This window comes from Hymenobacter monticola (assembly GCF_022811645.1).
GTDB lineage: Bacteria > Bacteroidota > Bacteroidia > Cytophagales > Hymenobacteraceae > Hymenobacter > Hymenobacter monticola.
The window spans coordinates 4931387-4949965 of the sequence record NZ_CP094534.1 but is presented as its reverse complement, the minus strand read 5'-3'; the positions used below and the strand labels follow the sequence as shown (position 1 = coordinate 4949965).

Below are 18579 nucleotides of genomic sequence, written 5' to 3'. Positions count from 1 at the left end.
GCCCGGCGGCGGGGCCGGGTTCTGTAAACCACCGGCCGGGAAGTGTGGTTTGAATCAGGCCAAAACGTGCCAGCCGTCGCGGCTAAATGGAAAGCTATGACCGCCTCAATTCCTCTTTTTCAACTCAGCACGCTCACCGAAACGGCTCAGCAGCCGGCGGACGTTTTCTTTTTAGGCCCCAATTCTCCGCCTTCGCAGCTGCCCATTAACCTGCCCTACCGCAGCAATTACTATAAAATAGGCCTTTGCCTGCGCGGCCAAGCCCAATTGAAGGTAAACCTGGAAACCTACGACATCGGGCCCAACTCGCTGATGCTGCTGTCGCCCTACGTCATCAAGCAGTGGCCGCATATCTCGGCCGATTTTGATGGATTGAGCATCTTTTTCACCCGCGAGTTTCTTTCTGCGAACGGCGGCTTGAATCTGGATGCCTTTTGCTTTTTTGAGCGGGATGCCCGGCACGTATTTCAGCTAACCACGGGTCAGGCAAACGAGATGGCCGCGTTGCTGCACAGCATTGAGCAGAAGTACGAAGCGCCGCACGCATACCGGGAAGAAATTTTGCGCAGCCTCATCCAGATTCTGCTGCACGAAACCGCACCGATTTACAGCGCGCAGCACGTATCGACCAAGGCCAAACAAACGCGCAGCCAGCTGATTGCCACCGGCTTCAAGCAGTTGGTCAGCAGTCACTATGCCACCGAACGCAGCTTGGGTTTCTACGCCGATAAGCTTTGCATCACTCCCAAGCACTTGGCCGAAACCGTGAAGGAAGCCACCGGCAAGCGCGCCGTGGAGTGGCTGGCCGAGGCCGTGCTGCTCGAAGCCCACGTGCTGCTGCAAAACCCCGCCCTGACCATTGCCCAAATTGCCGATACGCTGCATTTTGCCGACCAATCCACGTTCGGCCGGTTTTTCCGCAAAAGCGCCGGGGTTTCGCCAGTAGCCTTTCGGCAGGCCGTAGCGCGAACGTTGTAGTTCGCGAGCCCGCGCTATTTGACCGATTAACGTTCCGGCACGCGAACTACAACGTTCGCGCTACGGCTTTTCCGCCTTTCGGCCCAATGCTCCCGCTGTTTTGCCCTTTCGGCCGGCGATGCCCAGGCGGAGCTTTGTGCTATGAAAATCACACTCACCGGTTCCCTCGGGAACATCAGCAAGCCCCTGGCCACCGCGCTGGTGCAGCAGGGTCACACCGTCACGGTCATCAGCAGCAAGGCGGACAGGCAGGCGGAAATTGAGGCCCTCGGCGCTACCGCTGCCATTGGAACCGTGGATGACGCGGAATTTCTGACCAATGCCTTCGCCGGCGCCGATGCCGTTTATTTGATGGTGCCGCCCAAATTCGGCGTGGCCGATTCGCGGAAATACCATCAGGAAGTTGGTCATAATTATGCTCAAGCCGTTCGGGAGTCGGGCGTGCGGCGCATGGTGCAACTCAGCAGTTGGGGCGCGCACCTGAGCGAAGGCAGCGGCGGCATTATTGGCACACACGACGTGGAGATGTTGTTGCGCGAGGTGCCCGGCGTGGCGCTCACGCACCTGCGGGCTACGTCATTCTACACCAATTTCTACACCTCAGTCGGGATGATAAAAAGCGCGGGAATGATGGGCGCCAACTACGTGGGCGACCTCAAAGTGGCCTTCGTGCACCCCCGCGACATTGCCGCCGCTGCCGCAGAGGAACTGGTGAAGCCCGCTGATGGCGCTGGCCACAACGTACGCTACGTGGCCAGCGACGAGCGCACCGCAAATGAAGTGGCGCGGGCGCTGGGCAACGCCATCGGCAAGCCCAACTTGAAATGGGTCGCCTTTTCTGATGAGCAGATGCGGGAAAACATGACCAGCCACGGCGTGCCTGCCAACCGCGCCGATGAAGTAGTCGGCGTCTACGCCAGCATCAACAGCGGCAAACTGGGCGAAGACTACTGGCAGCACCGCCCCACGCTGGGTCAGGTGAAGCTGGAAGATTTTGCCCAGGAGTTTGCGGCGGCGTTTTAAGTGTCAGCTTTTCACAGGGTGTCATGCTGAGCGTAGCCGAAGCAGCCCGCTGGTGGTAGTAATCCTTTCGATAGGGTTTACTGCTACACACGAGATGTTTCGGCTGCGCTCAGCATGACGGGCTGTTTTTGTCTGGCAGCTTACATTTGATTTATTCAATTACAAGCCATGCCATCTCGCCCGCTCTCCGAACTATACACCAAACTCGTTCCCGAGGCTGCGGAAACGCTGCTACTAGAGCGGCCCCGCGAAGTCGGCGATTTCAACGTTTTCAACGTGGCCGACCTGATGCTGGCCAACCGCGAGCGGCCGCCCATGACGTTTGACCGCCGGGCCTTCTACAAAATCAGCCTCATACAGGGCCGCAGTCGCATTGAGTATGCCGACCAGGTGGTGGAAGTGGAGGACAAGGCCCTGTGGTTTGCCTCCTCGCGCGTGCCTTACCGCTGGCTGCCGCACGACCAGGCGCAGACTGGCCATTTCTGCATTTTCACCGATGCCTTTTTACTGCCAGTGAAGGGGCGAACGATGGTGGAAGAGCTGCCGGCTTTTCAACCCGGCGCGGCATCTGTGTTTCAGGTCACCGACGAAGAGTATGCCGCCATGGAAGCTGTTTTTCAAAAGATGATGCGGGAAATATCCTCCGACTATGCTTATAAGTACGAACTGCTGCGGGCCTACCTGCTGGAGCTGATTCATTACGTGCAGAAGTTTCAGCCGGCCGCGGAGCAGGCCTCGGCTCACTCAGCGGCGGCCCGTCTGGCCACCCAGTTTGCCGACTTGCTGGAACGACAGTTTCCCTTGGAATCGCCGCAGCAGCGCCTACGCCTGCGCACGGCCACTGACTACGCCCAGCAGTTGGCCGTGCACGTCAACCACCTCAACCGCGTGCTAAAGGAAACCACCGGCCACACCACCACCGCGCTGATTGGCAGCCGCATGGCGCAGGAAGCCAAAATCCTGCTCAAGCAAACAAACTGGAACATTTCCGAAATTGCCGACAGTCTGGGCTTTGCCGATACGGCGCACTTCTGCAACTTCTTCAAGCGCCAAACCAGCCTGACACCCGGCGACTTTCGCGGCTAGGCCAATTGTTTGATTTATTCAGCAAACCGTTTGTACCGCGCAATGCTGCCGGCACCCACGCACCGGTCCTTTGTGGCGTAATCATTCCCCACTTTTAAAGGACCATCACATGCGTGTTTTCGTTACCGGCGCGTCGGGTTTTGTCGGCTCTGCCATTGTTCAGGAATTACTCGGCGTGGGCCACCAGGTGCTCGGCCTTGCCCGCTCCGAGGCGTCGGCCCAGGCGCTACAGGCGGCCGGCGCGGAGGTGCATCGCGGCTCGCTCGACGACCTCGACAGCCTGCGGCGCGGCGCGACCGGGGCCGATGGCGTCATCCACACGGCCTACAACCACGATTTTTCGCAGTATACCGCCGCGGGCCAGACCGACCGGCAGGCCATTGAGGCCCTCGGCGAAAGCTTGGCGGGCACAGACCGGCCGCTCATCGTCACGTCCGGGCTGGCGGGTTTCAACCTGGGCCGCCCGGCCACTGAGAAAGACAACCCCGCCGCCTCGCCGCGCCAGTCGGAAGCCGCAGCTATGCAACTGGCGGGGCAGGGCGTGCGCGCCATGGTGGTGCGCCTGGCCGCCTCCGTGCACGACCGAGGCGACCACGGCTTCGTGCCGGTGCTCATCGAAACGGCCCGCCAAAAAGGGGAAGCAGCTTACATCGGCGACGGCCTCAACCGATGGCCCGCCGTGCACCGCCTCGACGCCGCCCGCCTCTACCGCCTGGTGCTGGAACAAGGCATCGCCGGCACCAACTACCACGGCGTCGCCGACGAAGGCATTGCCCAGCGCGACCTCGCCGCCATCATCGGCCGGCACCTGAACCTGCCCGTCGTCTCCAAAACCCCCGAAGAAGCCGCCGACCATTTCGGCTGGATGGCCCGCTTCGCCGCATTGGACCTGACGGCTTCCAGCGCCCTCACCCAGCAGTGGCTGGGGTGGCACCCCACCCACCCGGGCCTGCTGGCGGATTTGGAGGAGGGGGACTATTTCGATGAGTAAGGTTAACCAAAAGCAACGGCCCGCCACGAATTCGTAGCGGGCCGTTGCTTTATATAGGTTGTCAATTACCTTTCAAACCATCTGATGATGTGCACAGAAGAGTCAACCGATTAGTGTGGCCGCGGCCTGAACAGTTTAACGCCATCGAGGAGCACCTGAAGCTACTTGGTGTTGATACATTTGGTTAAATTACCTAAGTCCCACTTATAAAACAAGAAACGATGACAGTCGGTGAAGCAAAAAAGAACTTGAAAAATTTAGAACGAAATATGTACGGCTATAATTATGAAGCGCATTTCGGATTAAATGTTCTTGATGGATATAAATCAATAGATGAAATAAGAAAAGAACTAAGTTTGAAATACAGTGATGCTAGATTTTGTGACATAATACCTGAATTGGCCAGTGAATTAGACTTATGGAATTCTATTAGATACGGCCTTGAATATCGCGGCGATGATGTAGCAGGACTTAAACTTTCCAACGAGAAAGAGAAAGAACTATTGATAGAGCAGGAAAAATATAAGTTGTTTATTCAGCAGTATCTCACAGACTCAACTGTGATTTTTAATTATCCAGCCGAGTCAGGCATTCCGTATGTCTCTATACTTTGGGGTTACTCATTCATCCTATTCAATTCTAACGGCACCTCTCTTTTTATTAACGGCTTGGCATCTGATTAATCGGTTGTAGACTACTATCGGAGTTGTTACAATTTACTCAAACCCAAAAACGCCCCGCAACCAACAGGTTACGGGGCGTTTCCTTTGCGGACTAAGCTGCTTCAGCTACTCTCAATTTCCGGTTACTGCCAGCCGCCGCCCAGGGCGCGGTACACGTTCACCGTGGCATTGAGTTGCTGCATGCGGGTTTCGATGAGGTCGAACTTCGACTCCAGGGCGTCGCGCTGGGTGAAGAGGACTTCCGTGTAGTCGGCGCGGGCGTAGCGGAAGAGGCTGTTGGAAATGTCCACCGACTGGTTGAGGGCGGCTACTTCCTTGGCTTTCGCGTCGTAGCTCTTGGCCAAGTTGCCGATGTTGGCCACTTGGTTCGACACCTCCACATAGGCATTCAGTACCGTTTTTTCGTACTGGTAGGCGGCCTGGGTTTGCGCGGCGTTGGCGGTGTAGTAGGCGGCCTTGATGCCGTTGCGGTTGAACAGCGGGCCGGCAAAGTCGGCGCCTAGGGCGTAAAGCATCGACTGCGGCGTGCTCACGAGCAGGCCGGGCGTGAAGGCGGCCAGGCCCACGCCGCCCGAGAGGCCCAGCGAGGGGTAGAAGTTGGCGCGGGCGACCTGCACGTCGATTTTCGCGGCGGCCAGCTGCTGCTCGGCCTGCCGGATATCGGGGCGGTTGGCCAGCAGCTGCGCAGGCGAGCCGGCCTGAATGGTGGACGGCAGCAGGTCGTTGAACGACTGGGTATTGCGTACTACAGGCTGCGGGTAGCGGCCGGCCAGGTAGTTCAACTTGTTCTCGGTCTCGATGATGCTCTGCTGCAGCTTGAACTGCAGGGCGCGGGTGTGCTCCACCTGCGCCTCGAAGCGTTTCACGGCCAGCTCGGTGGCACGGGCCGACTCCTTCTGCAGCCGCACCAGCTCCAGCGCGTTGCTCTGGATGCCGATGTTCTGCTTCACGATGGCCAACTGGTTGTCCAGCGCCAGCAGCTCGTAGTAGGAGTTGGCGATTTCGGCTATCAGGTTGGTCACCATGAAGTTCTTGCCTTCCACGGTGGCCAGGTAGCGGACGGCCGCGGCCTTCTTGGCGTTGCGCAGCTTGTGCCAGATGTCGACCTCCCAGTTAGCAAACGCGCCGACCTGGAAGTTGGTGAGCGGGTCGGGCGTGCGGCGGTCTTCCTGAATCTGAACTTGCTCCTCGGTAGCGCCTTGCAGGGTGTAACGGCCCACTTTCTCCACGTCGGCGCGGGCGCCCAGGCTCACGAAGGGCAGGTACTCGCCCTGGCGGGCGCGGATTTCGTTTTTGGCAATCTCAATTTCCTGGAGCGTGATGTTCAGCTCCTGGTTGTTTTGCAGGGCGGTTTGAATCAGCTCCTGCAGCTTGGGGTCGGTGAAAAACTGCTTCCACTGCACGCGGCCCGTGTTAGTGCTGTCGAGCGTGCCGGCCGACGTGGCCGGGGCAGCGGTAGAGTAGCTGCCCGGCACGTTGCGGTTTTCATTTTTTACGACCAGTTCGGGCGTTTTGCAGGCTCCCACGGCGAGGGCCAGGCTGGCCGCGCCGAGGCATTGATAAATTCGTTTCTTAAGCATAAGGCTCCATTTCTTCTAGTGTCACGCGGGGCTCTACGCCTTCGAGGATGGGCGCTTCGTTCTCATCCTTAATTAGTTTGCTGTTGCCGGCCAGGGTGCCGAAGAAGTAGTACAGGCCGGGGATGATGATGACCCCGAACACGGTACCGAACAACATGCCGCCCAGCGCCGAGCTACCAATGGTGCGGTTGCCGATGGCACCGGCGCCGGTGGCCACCACCAGCGGAATCAGGCCGGCGATGAAGGCGAACGAAGTCATCAGAATCGGACGGAAACGAGTCTTGGCACCTTCGATGGCCGCGTCGCGCACGCTCATTCCTTCCTCGTGTTTCAGGGCCGCGAATTCGACGATAAGTACCGCGTTTTTACCCAGCAGCCCGACGAGCATGACCAGACCAACCTGGGCGTAGATGTCATTGGCCAGACCGAATATTTTGATGAACAGGAAGGAGCCGAACACGCCCGCTACCAGCGAGAAAATAACGGCCAGCGGCAGTAGGAAGCTTTCGTACTGGGCGGCCAGCACTAGGTACACGAACACCAATACGATGAGGAAAATCACGGTCGACTCGTTGCCGCGGCTCACTTCGTCTTTCGACAAGCCTCCCCAGTCGATGCCGTAGCCGTGGGGCAGGGTTTCGGCCACTTCCTGCACTGCCTTGATGGCCTCGCCCGAGCTGTAGCCCGGCGCGGCACCGCCCCGGATGGAGCCGGTGGGGTACATGTTGTAGCGGTTGATTTCGTTGGCGCCCTGCGATTTCACGATTTTCATGAAGGCCGAAAACGGCACCATCTCGCCCTTGTCGTTCTTGGCCCACATGTTCAGGATGTCCTCGGGCAGCTTGCGGTATTCCGGCGAGGCCTGCACGAATACCTTGAAAAAGCGCTGGTACTTAATGAAGCCCAACTCGTAAGTCGAGCCCACCAGGATGCTCAGCGTGTTCATGGCGTTGCCGATGCTCACGCCCTTCTGCATGGCCAGCTCGTTGTCAATCTTGAGCTCGTACTGCGGGTAGTTGGCCGAGAAGAAGGTGAACACGCCCGCCAGCTCCTTGCGCTTTTTCAGTTTGGCAATGAACTCGTTGTTCACCCGTTCCAGGGCCTTGTAGTCGCCGGTGCTGGTTTTGTCTAGCATCTGCAGCTGGAAACCACCCGCCGCGCCGTAGCCCGGCACTGCCGGTGGCTCGAAGAATTCGATGGTCGCGCCGGGAATCTCGTGCGCTTTCTTTTCCAGGTTCTCCACAATCTCGGCAATGGATTCCTTGCGCTCCGACCATGGTTTCAAGTCAATCAAACAGGTGCCGGCGTTCGAGCCGCGGCCTTCGGTCAGTACTTCGTAGCCGGCCAGCGTCGAAATGTTGGCGATGCCGGGCACGTCCTTGGCTAGGTCGCGCAGGCGCTTCGATACGGCGTTGGTTTGTTCCAGCGTGGTGCCGGGAGGCGTCTGCACGATGGCGTAAATCAGGCCTTGGTCTTCGCTCGGAATAAAGCCGGCCGGCAGCCCCGCCGAGATGGCCCAGATGCCCAGCCCGAAGGCCACCAGCATCACAAACGTCACAATGCGGTTGGCCACAATGCGCTGCAGCAAACCCACATAGGCATTGGTCAGCTTCTCAAATCCACGGTTGAACCAGTCGAAGAAGCGCTGCAGCGGCGTTTGCTTCTTGGGTTGGCCGTGGTGGTTTTTCAGAATCATGGCGCAAAGCACCGGCGTCAACGTCAAGGCCACGAGGCCCGAAATCACGATGGCCGTGGCCATGGTAATGGAGAACTGGCGGTAGAAAATGCCCACCGGGCCGCTCATGAACGACACCGGAATGAACACGGCCGTCATCATGATGGTGATACCGATAATAGCACCGCTGATTTCCCCAACCACTTGTCGGACTGCATTATAAGGCGATAGATGCTGCTCGTCCATCTTGGCGTGCACCGCCTCAATCACCACGATGGCGTTATCGACCACAATACCAATCGAAAGCACCAGCGCAAACAACGTAATCATGTTGATGGTGAGGCCGAAAGCCTGCATCGCAATGAACGAGCCCACCAGCGATACCGGCACGGCCAGCGCCGGAATCAGCGTCGAGCGCCAGTCGCCGAGGAAGATGAACACCACCAGCGCCACCAGAATGAAGGCATCGCGCAGGGTGTGAATCACGTTCTCAATCGAGGCGTCGAGGAAGTTCGACACGTCGTAGGTGATTTTGTAGTCCATGCCGGGTGGGAAGCTGCTTTTCTTCAGCTCTTCCAGCTTGGCTTTCACCTCTTTAATTACATCCGAAGCGTTCGAGCCGTAGGTCTGCTTCAGCACGATAGCGGCCGAAGGGTACTGGTTCAGGTTGGAGTAGATGTCGTAGTATTCCGAGCCCAGCTCCACGTTGGCCACGTCCTTCAGGTGCAGGCTTTCCCCGTTCGGGTTGGCCCTCAGAATGACGTTCTTATACTGCTCCACATCGTTGAAGCGGCCCTGGTAGCTCAGCACGTATTCCAGCGACTGCGCATTCTTGCCATCGGCGCGGCCAATCCGGCCCGGCGAGCCAATCACGCTCTGCTCATCGAGCGACTTCATCACGTCGTCCACCGAGATGTTGTAGGCCCGCATGCGGTCGGGCTTCAGCCACACGCGCATGGCGTACTGCCGGCTGCCCAGGATGCTGGCCCGGCCAATGCCGCCCAAGCGCTGCAGCTCGGGTATCATGTTCACCCCGGCGAAGTTGAACAGGTACTTCATGTCCGTGTTCTTGTCTTTTGAGTACAAGTTCACGTACATCAGCATGTTGGGCACCACGCGGTTCACAATCACACCCTCGCGCTGCACAATCAGCGGCAGGCGGTTGAGCACCTGCGCAATGCGGGTGTTCACGTTCACCACGGCCTGGTCGGGGTTGGTGCCCAGGTTGAACACAATCTGAATGTTGGCCTCACCGGCCGATACGGCGTCGGAGGTCATGTACTTCATGCCTGGCACCCCGTTCACGGCCTGCTCCAGCGGAATCAGCACCGACTCAGTCAGCACCTTGGCGCTGGCACCGGGGTAGGAGGCGCTCACCATCACGAGCGGCGGCGAAATCTCCGGAAACTGCGACGTGGGCAGTTGCATGATGGCCAGCCCGCCCATGAGCAGAATGGACACCGAAATAACAATGGCAAATACTGGCCTGCGAATGAATTTACTAAACATATTCTTCTGGCTGTGTGGATATTATGGGTAGAGATGCCGGGCACCTGTAGCGTGGACTCTGCGAGTCCGCGCATGAGCGGGCTGTTCGCCCAGGCGCGGACTCGCAGAGTCCACGCTACACCCCGCCGGGCGGCGCCCTGACGCTTACTCGGCCGTCACCTTCAAATTCGAGAGAACCCCCTGCGGCGCCTTGTAGTCGTAGGCCACCTTGTCGCCGTCTTTCACCTTGCGCAGGCCTTCCAGGAGGATGCGGTCGTTGGGCGTGATGCCGGAGCCAATGATATAGAGGTCAGGCATTTCGGAGGCGATACCGACTTCGCGCTGGTGCACCACGTTGTTCTTATCAACCACGAAAACGTATTTCTTTTCGAGGATTTCGAAGGTGGCTTTCTGCGGGATGATGAGGGCGTGTTTCAGCGGCACGGTCATCAGCACGCTGCCGGTTTCGCCGTTGCGCAGCAGCCCGTCGGGGTTGGGGAAGGTGGCGCGGAAGGCGATGTTGCCGGTTTCGTTATTGAAATCAGCCTCAATGGTTTGCACGATGCCAGTCTGGTCGAACACCTCGTTGTTGGCCATGCGCAGCTTCACGTGCGCGGCCTTGTCGTTGGTCTTGGCGTGCTGCTTGTAGGCCAGGTACTCGGCCTCGGGCACGTTGTAGTACACCCACATTTTGCTGTTGTCCGAAAGCGTCGTCAGCAGGTCGCCCTCGTCCACAAGGCTGCCCAGCCGGCCCTGGAAATGGTCCATGATGCCGCTGAACGGCGCCTTCACCGTGGTGAATTGCAGGTGGGCCTGGGCCAGCGACACGTCGGCGTTGGCTTTGTCGTACTTGGCCTGCGACAGCGCTAACTCGCTCTTCGACACGATGTTCTTGTCGGCCAGGTTCTTGGTGTTCTGGTACTCCATCTGCACGTAGTGCGCCTCGGCCTGCGACTTCTTCAACTCGGCCTGGTACACGGTGGGCTTAATCTGGAACATGGTCTGGCCCTGCGCTACTTTCTGGCCCTCGTCCACGAAAATCTTCTCCAGATAGCCTTTCTCCAGCGCCCGCAGCTCGATGCGCTGGTAGGAGTGAATCTGGGCCACGTACTCCTTCGTGATGGTGGTGTCCTTCTGCAAGGGGCTGGTGGCCACCAGTCTAAGCTGTTCTTCTACTTGTTTTTTCTCTTCCTTGCAGCCGGTGGTGTAGCACAAAACGCCGCAACTCAGCAGCATGAATACTCTTTTCATAAGTACCTGGGGTAACGTGACAAGCGGGGGGTGTTGCATAGAAAGCGGTAATGCGGCGGGAAACACCCGGCGGCCGGCCAAACCCAGAATGCAGTGGGGGAAGCCCGCGACGCTGGGCGCGGCCGGCAGATGGGTAGGGCCGGGCTAGCCGGTTTGGGGGTTATTCATACTTCACGAAAGGCGCCGCTCAACTAGCAGAACGCCCTTGGCCATCAGCAACCTGCCGGGGCCAAACCAAGCCAAAAGCGCGCATCGCAGGGTGGGAGGGGCGAGGCCGCGCGGCCTGGGTCATGGGGTGACAATACAAACTTCCCCCCGATGGCATGAAGCGGAAATGAAGGTTTATGAAGACGGATTTTTTATTCGCGCCGCCCCCGTTCGGTGCCGCTTGGCGGGTGCGGCTGGGGAGCGGAGGTAAAAACTAATATCACTAATGCCAGTCAAGAAGGATAGAGTATGCTAGTTGTCTAGATTAAGACTTCACCGTGAACCGTATTCCGGAACCTGAAAATTTATAGATAGAAGATATGTATATTGCGCATGCTTGATGATGAACCATTTGCAGTCATCAATAACCGAGAATGAATTTTTTAACCTAAATAGAGAAAAATATGATTTCCGCAGAACTTGAAGAATATTCCCGAATTAAGGAAGCACAGCTCGATGTAGTAAAAGATATTCGTGCTGACAATAAATACCTAGGCAGCACAGATTACTTCAGAACCAACGCTGATGTTGATTACTCTAGAGTCCTCTATTCTTCTTCTTATCGCCGGCTTCAAGGTAAGATGCAGTTGTTTGTTCCTAAGAGCCAAGTATTCTATAGAAACCGTTTAACACACAGTAATGAAGTTGCACAGGTAGCAAAGACAATTAGCAAGAGGCTGAAGTTACAGGATAATATAACTGTACAAACATGCTCACTGGCTCATGATATCGGTAATCCTCCGTTTGGTCACGCAGGGGAAGTGTTTTTGAGCGGAGTGTGTACATCCAATCCTTATGAGGGGAATGCTCAAACATTTCGGATATTAAATAATATTGAAGAGCGGCATTATGATTTTAATGGCCTCAATTTAACTATTAGAACATTATTAGGTGTCGTAAAATATTTCAAGCAAGAAATGGGCGTTACGACGGACGAGAATGGAAATTCGAAAGAAATTAAAAACAAAAAGTTTTTATACAACGGTGACTATGAAGTTGTTGCTGATTGGCTTGATACGTATGGGATTTCTCATAAGACCATTGATTGCGAAATCATGGATTTGTCAGATGAAATTGCCTATGCGATACATGACTTAGAAGATGCATTAAGGCTTAAATACTTCACAATTGATGAATTGCTTTATGAATTTTCAATAAGAGATGAATACAAAGACATTATTGTCGAATTTAAGAAATTCAACGTGCTAGCAAGGCAATTTGCAGAACAGGCGCATGTCTATAAGACTTCGGAAGAGTATGCTATGTTATACAGGAAAGAGCTTACATCCATTCTTGCAAACACATTTGTTAGGGATGTTGACCTTGTTGATGGTAAACTAGGGTACAAGCAGTTTGGATTATTAATCAGCGGGTTGAAGACATTGACATTTGAGGCAATCAAACGGCAGCCAGATATTGTTGAATATGAGCAGTTAGGTAAGCATGTTTTGACCAAATTGTATGAATTGTACACTGATAAATCATACAATAAGAAAATGGTCTTACTTCCTGCGAATTATCGTCATGAGCCTAAATGGGAAAGGAAAGTGCAAGACTATATAGGCGGCATGATGGATATATATGCCATCCAGCAGTACGAAAAATATTTTGGAAAACTAAAGGATAAAGGTATATACCTGAAATAAACGCCAATATTCTATTTCACATCAAAAGAAAACGCCCCGTAACGAATTCGTTACGGGGCGTTTCTTTTGAGGCTTCAGCTAGTTCCGCACCTCACGGGGCGGAAGCGCTGGCGGGTGGCCTTACGACTTGGCCAAGTCGAAGCGGCCGAGGTTCATCAGCTTGGCCCACACGGCTACGAAGTCCTTCACGAACTTTTCCTGCGAATCGCCGAAGGCGTACACTTCGGCCAGGGCGCGCAGCTCGGAGTTCGAACCGAAAATCAGGTCGACGCGGGTTCCGGTCCACTTCGTCTGGCCGGTTTTGCGGTCGCGGCCGTTGAAGAGGTTTTGGGCATCCGAGGTGCTGGCCCAGGTGGTGTTCAGGTCGAGCAGGTTCAGGAAGTAGTCGTTGGTGAGCGCGCCGGCTTGGGTGGTGAACACGCCGTTGTTCGAGCCGTCGAAGTTGATGTTGATGGCGCGCAGGCCACCGAACAGCACGGTCAGCTCGGGGGCGGTCAGGGTCAGGAGCTGGGCTTTGTCAATCAGCAACTCCTCGGCGGCGGCGCGGTGGTGCGTTTTCAGGTAGTTGCGGAAACCATCGGCGGCCGGCTCCAGGGCCTGGAACGACACCACATCGGTTTGCTCCTGCGAGGCATCGGCGCGGCCGGGGGTGAAGGGCACCGTTACCGAGTGGCCTGCATTTTTGGCGGCCTGCTCAATGCCAACTACGCCGGCCAGCACGATGAGGTCGGCCATCGAAACCTGCTTGCCGCCAGTCTGGGCCGTGTTGAATTCCTGCTGGATGCCGCCGAGCTTGTTGAGCACGGTGGAGAGCTGGGCGGGGTTGTTCACCTCCCAGTAGCGCTGCGGGGCCAGGCGCAGGCGGCCGCCGTTGGTGCCGCCGCGCTTGTCGGAGCCGCGGTAGGTGGAGGCCGAAGCCCAGGCGGTAGATACCAGTTGCGGCACTGTGAGGCCGGATTCAGCGATTTTGCCTTTCAGCGCGGCCACGTCCTGGTCGTCAATCACTTGGTAGGTAACGGCGGGAATAGGGTCTTGCCAGAGCAGCTCTTCGGTGGGCACTTCAGGGCCGAGGTAGCGCTCTTTGGGGCCCATGTCGCGGTGCGTCAGCTTGAACCAGGCGCGGGCGAAAGCGTCGGCAAACTGGTCGGGGTTTTCGTGGAAGCGGCGCGAAATGGCCTCATACGCGGGGTCGGCGCGCAGGGCGATGTCCGAAGTCAGCATGAAGGGAGCGTGCTTCACGGCCGGGTCGTGGGCATCGGGGATGGTGCCGGCACCGCCGCCGTTCACGGGGCGCCACTGGTGCGCGCCGGCGGGGCTCTTGGTCAGCTCCCACTCGAAACCGAACAGGTTGTCGAAGTAGTCGTTGCTCCACTTCGCGGGCGTGCGGGTCCAGGCGCCTTCGAGGCCGCTGGTGATGGTGTGCTCGGAGTGGCCTTTGCCGAAGCTGTTGCGCCAGCCCTGGCCCAGCTCTTCGAGGGGCGCGCCGGCGGGCTCGCGGGCCACGAATTTGGCGGGCTCGGCCGCGCCGTGGGTTTTGCCGAAGGTATGGCCGCCGGCAATCAGGGCCACGGTTTCTTCGTCGTTCATGGCCATGCGGCCGAAGGTTTCGCGGATGTCGCGGGCCGAGCGCTCGGGGATGGGCTCACCGTCCGGGCCCTCGGGGTTCACGTAGATGAGGCCCATTTGCACGGCGGCCAGCGGGTTTTCCAGCTGCCGGTCGTCTACGTAGCGCTTGTCGCCGAGCCACTCGGTTTCGGGGCCCCAGTACACGTCTTCCTGCGGCTCCCAGCCATCGGGACGGCCGCCGGCGAAGCCGAACGGCTTCAGACCCATCGACTCGAGGGCGCAGTTGCCGGTCAGGATGATGAGGTCGGCCCAGGAAATTTGCTTGCCGTATTTCTGCTTGATGGGCCACAGCAGCAAGCGGGCTTTGTCGAGGTTGGCGTTGTCGGGCCAGCTGTTGAGGGGGGCGAAGCGCTGCATGCCCATGCCCGCGCCGCCGCGACCGTCGGCAATGCGGTAGGTGCCGGCGCTGTGCCAGGCCATGCGGATGAAGAAGGGGCCGTAGTGGCCGTAGTCGGCTGGCCACCAGTCCTGCGAGTTGGTCATCAGCTCGAACAGGTCCTGCTTCACTGCGTTCAGGTCCAGCTTCTGGAATTCTTCGGCGTAGTTGAAATCCTTGTCCATCGGGTCGGACAGGGTGGAGTGTTGGCGCAGGATGCTTAGCTTGAGCATGTTGGGCCACCACTCGCGGTTGGTGCGGCCGCCACCGGCCGTCTGCTTCACCGCGCCGTTGAGGAAGGGGCACTGGGCGGCTTCCGCGTTCAGGTCGTGGAGGATGGAGTTGTCTGCGGGGAGGTCGTGCAGGTTGGCGCTCATCTTATGGTTGGGTTTTGATATAGTCTTGTGAAAGACCAGATTGAGTAAACTCTTGCAGACAGTCTTAGAAAGCTGTTTGTAAAGCTGAAGCAATACCTCAGGTAAAAGCTTTGGACAAAGCTAATTTATGGCAGGTTATAAGCAACATCGATTTTATCTATAACTTTATAGTCAATGACTATGGCTGAGTTTGCCGCTTATAAATTTTCACCAGAACCAGCCAAAACGCTAAGCACAAAAACGCCCCGCAACCAACCAGTTGCGGGGCGTTTCTATGGCACTGCAGCGGCACCAGCCGCCGGAGTTGCTACAGCAGCTTGTCAATCGTCACGGGCAGGTCGCGGACGCGCTTGCCGGTGGCGTGGTAGATGGCGTTGGTCACGGCGGCGGCCACGCCCAGCAGGCCCACTTCGCCGAGGCCTTTGACGCCGAGCGGGTTCACTTTGTCGTCCTCCTCGTTCACGAAAATCACGTCGATGTCGTGGATGTCGGCGTTCACCGGCACGTGGTATTCGGCGTAGTTGTGGTTCATGTAGCGGCCGAAGCGGTGGTCCATCACCGATTCTTCCATCAGGGCCGAACTGATGCCCCAAACCACCGAGCCGAGTACCTGGCTGCGGGCCGTTTTGGGGTTGAGGATGCGACCGGCGGCCACGGCATTCACCACACGGGTGACGTGCACAGTCATCAACTCGGGGTCGACTTTTACTTCCACAAATACGGCGTTATGGGCGTGCATGGAGTGCGTCGGCGGTTTCAGCAGTTCCAGCTTGGCGAGCACCGTGGAATTTTCAGCTTCCATCTTGGGCTCGCCGCTGGCCTGCACGAGGTCGCGCAACACTACTGCTTGAGTTTCATCCGAGCGAAGGCGCAGCTGGCCATTGGCAAATTGCACGTCGTCGATTTTGGCGTCCTTAAAGGCCGGGTGGTCCATCTTCTGCGCCTGCTTTAGCAAAGCTTCGCCCAGTTTAGCGCAGGCTTCCTGCACGGCCACACCAATGGACGCTGCCGTCCAGGAGCCGCCCTGCACGGGGGCTTCGGGCAGCTCGGTGTCGCCCAGCACGAAAGTTACGGCTTCAATGGGCAGGCCCATGCTTTCGGCCGCAATCTGCGTCATGATGGTGTAGGTGCCGGTACCGATTTCGTTGGTGCCGCTGCTCACGGTGAGGTGGCCATCGGCGTCGAGGCTGGCTTTGGCCACGGCGGGCTGCTTGGAAGCATCCCAGATGCCACCGCCCATGCCCCAGCCCACCAATAGGTTGCCGTCGCGCATGGAACCGGGCTCGGCCGTGCGCTTCTCCCAGCCGAATTTGGCCGCGCCTTCAGCGTAACATTTGCGCAGGGCCTTGCTGGAGTAGGGCAGCTTCTGAGCCTTGTCGAAATCGGAGTAGTTGCGGATGCGGAATTCGAGCGGGTCGAGGCCGGCGGCGTAAGCCATTTCGTCCATCGCAATTTCCAGCGCGATGGAGCCCGAGGCCGCGCCCGGTGCGCGCATGTCCAGCGGCGTGTATACGTCGAGCTTGCTGAGGCGGTAGCCCAGGCTCACGTTCTCGCAGTCGTAGAGCGTGCCGCTCCAGCCCACCACGTTTTCGGTGAAATCCTCAAACTGCGAGGTTTCGGCCACCGCGAAGTGGTTGATGCCGGTGAGCGAGCCGTCCTCGGCGGCGGCAAGGGCCACGTGCTGCAGGGTTTCGGGCCGGTGGCCGAAGCTGAACATCTGCTGGCGGGTGAGCGACAACCGTACCGAACGTTTCAGTTCCAACGAGGCCAGCACCGCCAGAAACAACTGGTACTGCGGCCGCAGCCCCGAGCCGAAACCGCCGCCGGTGTACTTCGACACCACCCGCGCCTGGTCCTTGCTCAGGCTGAAAATCTTCATCACGTACTGCTGGCTGTTGAAGGCGCCCTGCGTTTTGTCGTAGATGTTCAGCTTTTTATCGCCCAGCCACTCCACGGTGCTGGCAAACATCTCCATGGGGTTGTGGTGCTGGGCGTGGTGCGAGTACTGTGCTTCCATGTGGGCCACGCCCTCCTTCCAGCCCTTGCCAAAGTTACCGCGCGACTTCGGCGGCTTGTAGCCGGTTTTGCCACGGCCGGGCTCAAATGCCTCGTCGATGTGCTTCACCAGCTCGGTTTTAAACGCTTCCTCCTCGTACTCAATATGTAGAATGGAAGCTGCGTAACGGGCCAGCTCAAACGTATCGGCCACTACCAGTGCCACGGGCTGCATGCTGAACTTGATTTCGGCCGAGTGCAGCGGGCGGAACGGCGAGCCGCCGGGCGCCACATCGTCCTTGTAGCTGCGGTCGAGCCAGGCCAGCGAGGGCACGTTTTCGTGCGAGAATACTTGCTGCACGCCCGGCAGCGCCAGCACCGGCGCGGCGTCGATTTTCGTGATTTTGCCCTTGGCAATTGGGCTGCTCACCACGTAGCCGTAGAGCAGGTTGGGCACGTTGAATTCGGCGGCGTACTTGGCAGTGCCGGCCACTTTTGCCGGGCCATCGACGCGGTTGGTGGGTTTGCCGATGTAGTCGGTGGTGTGGCTCATGGGTTGGAGTTTTGGAAGGCGTTGGCGTCGAACGCCTGATTCATTTCAGTAGCTTGCTTGAGGGCGCGCACAATGGCGCGCTTGGCCAGCTCAATCTTAAAGTTGTTGGTGCCCTGGCCTTTGGCGCCGGCCAGCACCTTGGCGGCCGCGCGCCCAAACGTTTCGGCCGTGGCGGGCTGGCCAATGAGCAGGGCCTCAGCTTCCTTATCGCGCCAAGGCTTGTGGGCCACGCCGCCTAGCGCCAGGCGGGCGTCTTTAATGGTATTGCCGTCCAGCTCCAACGCCGCCGCCACGCTCACCAGCGCGAAGGCGTAGCTGGTGCGGTCGCGCAGCTTCAGGTAGCTAAAGTTCTTCTCGAAGCCTTTGGCGGGCAGGTCGAGGCCGGTGATGAGCTCGCCGGGCTCCAGGGTGTTGTCGCGCTCGGGCTGGTCACCGGGCAGGCGGTGGAAATCCTCAAACTTGATGGTGCGCTCGCCGTTGGGCCCGCTCACGCGCACCGTGGTATCGAGGGCGGCCAAGGCCACGCACATATCGGAAGGGTGGGTGGCAATGCAATGCTCGCTGGCGCCCAGAATGGCATGCACACGGGTATAGCCGCCGATGGCCGAGCAGCCGGAGCCGGGCTCGCGCTTGTTGCAGGGCGTGGCCAGGTCGTAGAAATAGTAGCAGCGGGTGCGCTGCATCAGGTTGCCGCCGTCGGTGGCCATGTTGCGCAGCTGTGGGCTGGCCCCCGCCAAGATGGCCTGGTTCAGCAGCGGGTAGCGCTTTTCTACTTCGGGGTGGTAGGCGGTGTCGGCGTTGGTGGCGAGAGCGCCGAGTCGCAGGCCGCCGTCGGGCAGGTTTTCGATGGTGTCGAGGCCCAGCTTTTTGAGGCCGATGAGGTGCGTGGGGTGGGCCACGTTTTCCTTCATCAGGTCAATCAGGTTGGTGCCGCCGCCGAGGTAGGCCGCGTTGTCGTGCGCGGCATTGTCCTGCACGGCGCCCGCCACGGCCGTGGCTTGGGTGAAAGTGAAAGGGTTCATCTTACTGAAATGAGGAGTGAAG

At 58.3% G+C, this 18579-nt stretch carries 12 protein-coding genes; 6 read left to right on the top strand and 6 right to left on the bottom strand.

Annotated elements, in window-relative coordinates:
* The first annotated feature begins 96 nt into the window (after positions 1-96).
* The 5 genes from MTP16_RS20715 to MTP16_RS20695 all read left to right on the top strand — a co-directional run bounded on the left by MTP16_RS20715 (position 97) and on the right by MTP16_RS20695 (position 4761).
* Positions 97-978 carry an AraC family transcriptional regulator gene (locus tag MTP16_RS20715; RefSeq protein ID WP_243513346.1) on the top strand — a complete coding sequence of 294 codons (882 nt, stop codon included), beginning with the start codon at positions 97-99 and terminating at the stop codon, positions 976-978.
* Positions 979-1119: 141 nt separating this feature from the next.
* Complete coding sequence (locus tag MTP16_RS20710) at positions 1120-2001, top strand: NmrA family NAD(P)-binding protein (RefSeq protein ID WP_243513344.1); 882 nt, start codon at positions 1120-1122, stop codon at positions 1999-2001.
* Positions 2002-2169: 168 nt separating this feature from the next.
* Positions 2170-3087: a helix-turn-helix domain-containing protein gene (locus MTP16_RS20705; protein ID WP_243513341.1), complete on the top strand. Its 918-nt coding sequence runs from the start codon at positions 2170-2172 to the stop codon at positions 3085-3087.
* A 109-nt stretch (positions 3088-3196) separates the two neighbouring features.
* The gene (locus MTP16_RS20700; RefSeq protein WP_243513334.1) at positions 3197-4078 is read left to right on the top strand and encodes an SDR family oxidoreductase; all 882 of its coding nucleotides are present in this window, start codon (positions 3197-3199) and stop codon (positions 4076-4078) included.
* Positions 4079-4299: 221 nt separating this feature from the next.
* A complete protein-coding gene (locus MTP16_RS20695; RefSeq protein WP_243513331.1) occupies positions 4300-4761 on the top strand; it encodes a hypothetical protein in 462 nt (153 codons plus the stop codon).
* A 122-nt stretch (positions 4762-4883) separates the two neighbouring features.
* Here MTP16_RS20695 and MTP16_RS20690 read toward each other — a convergent pair whose 3' ends face one another.
* From MTP16_RS20690 to MTP16_RS20680, 3 genes are all read right to left on the bottom strand, one after another.
* Entirely contained in the window at positions 4884-6341 is a 1458-nt protein-coding gene (locus MTP16_RS20690; protein WP_243513325.1) for a TolC family protein, read from the bottom strand.
* Complete coding sequence (locus MTP16_RS20685; protein ID WP_243513322.1) at positions 6334-9525, bottom strand: efflux RND transporter permease subunit; 3192 nt, start codon at positions 9523-9525, stop codon at positions 6334-6336. Before MTP16_RS20685 ends, MTP16_RS20690 begins: the two co-directional genes overlap by 8 nt.
* A gap of 144 nt (positions 9526-9669) precedes the next feature.
* Positions 9670-10755, bottom strand: coding sequence for an efflux RND transporter periplasmic adaptor subunit (locus MTP16_RS20680; RefSeq protein WP_243513320.1), 1086 nt, complete (start codon positions 10753-10755; stop codon positions 9670-9672).
* 611 nt (positions 10756-11366) lie between these two features.
* Here MTP16_RS20680 and dgt point away from each other — a divergent pair.
* On the top strand, positions 11367-12608 hold the full coding sequence (gene dgt / locus MTP16_RS20675; protein ID WP_243513319.1) for a dGTP triphosphohydrolase: 1242 nt from the start codon (positions 11367-11369) through the stop codon (positions 12606-12608).
* A gap of 120 nt (positions 12609-12728) precedes the next feature.
* Here dgt and katG read toward each other — a convergent pair whose 3' ends face one another.
* The 3 genes from katG to MTP16_RS20660 all read right to left on the bottom strand — a co-directional run bounded on the left by katG (position 12729) and on the right by MTP16_RS20660 (position 18557).
* Positions 12729-14987, bottom strand: coding sequence for a catalase/peroxidase HPI (katG, locus tag MTP16_RS20670; RefSeq protein ID WP_243513317.1), 2259 nt, complete (start codon positions 14985-14987; stop codon positions 12729-12731).
* Positions 14988-15294: 307 nt separating this feature from the next.
* Positions 15295-17535 carry a xanthine dehydrogenase family protein molybdopterin-binding subunit gene (locus tag MTP16_RS20665; protein ID WP_243513305.1) on the bottom strand — a complete coding sequence of 747 codons (2241 nt, stop codon included), beginning with the start codon at positions 17533-17535 and terminating at the stop codon, positions 15295-15297.
* Entirely contained in the window at positions 17532-18557 is a 1026-nt protein-coding gene (locus tag MTP16_RS20660; protein WP_243513304.1) for an FAD binding domain-containing protein, read from the bottom strand. Before MTP16_RS20660 ends, MTP16_RS20665 begins: the two co-directional genes overlap by 4 nt.
* Positions 18558-18579 lie beyond the last annotated feature (22 nt).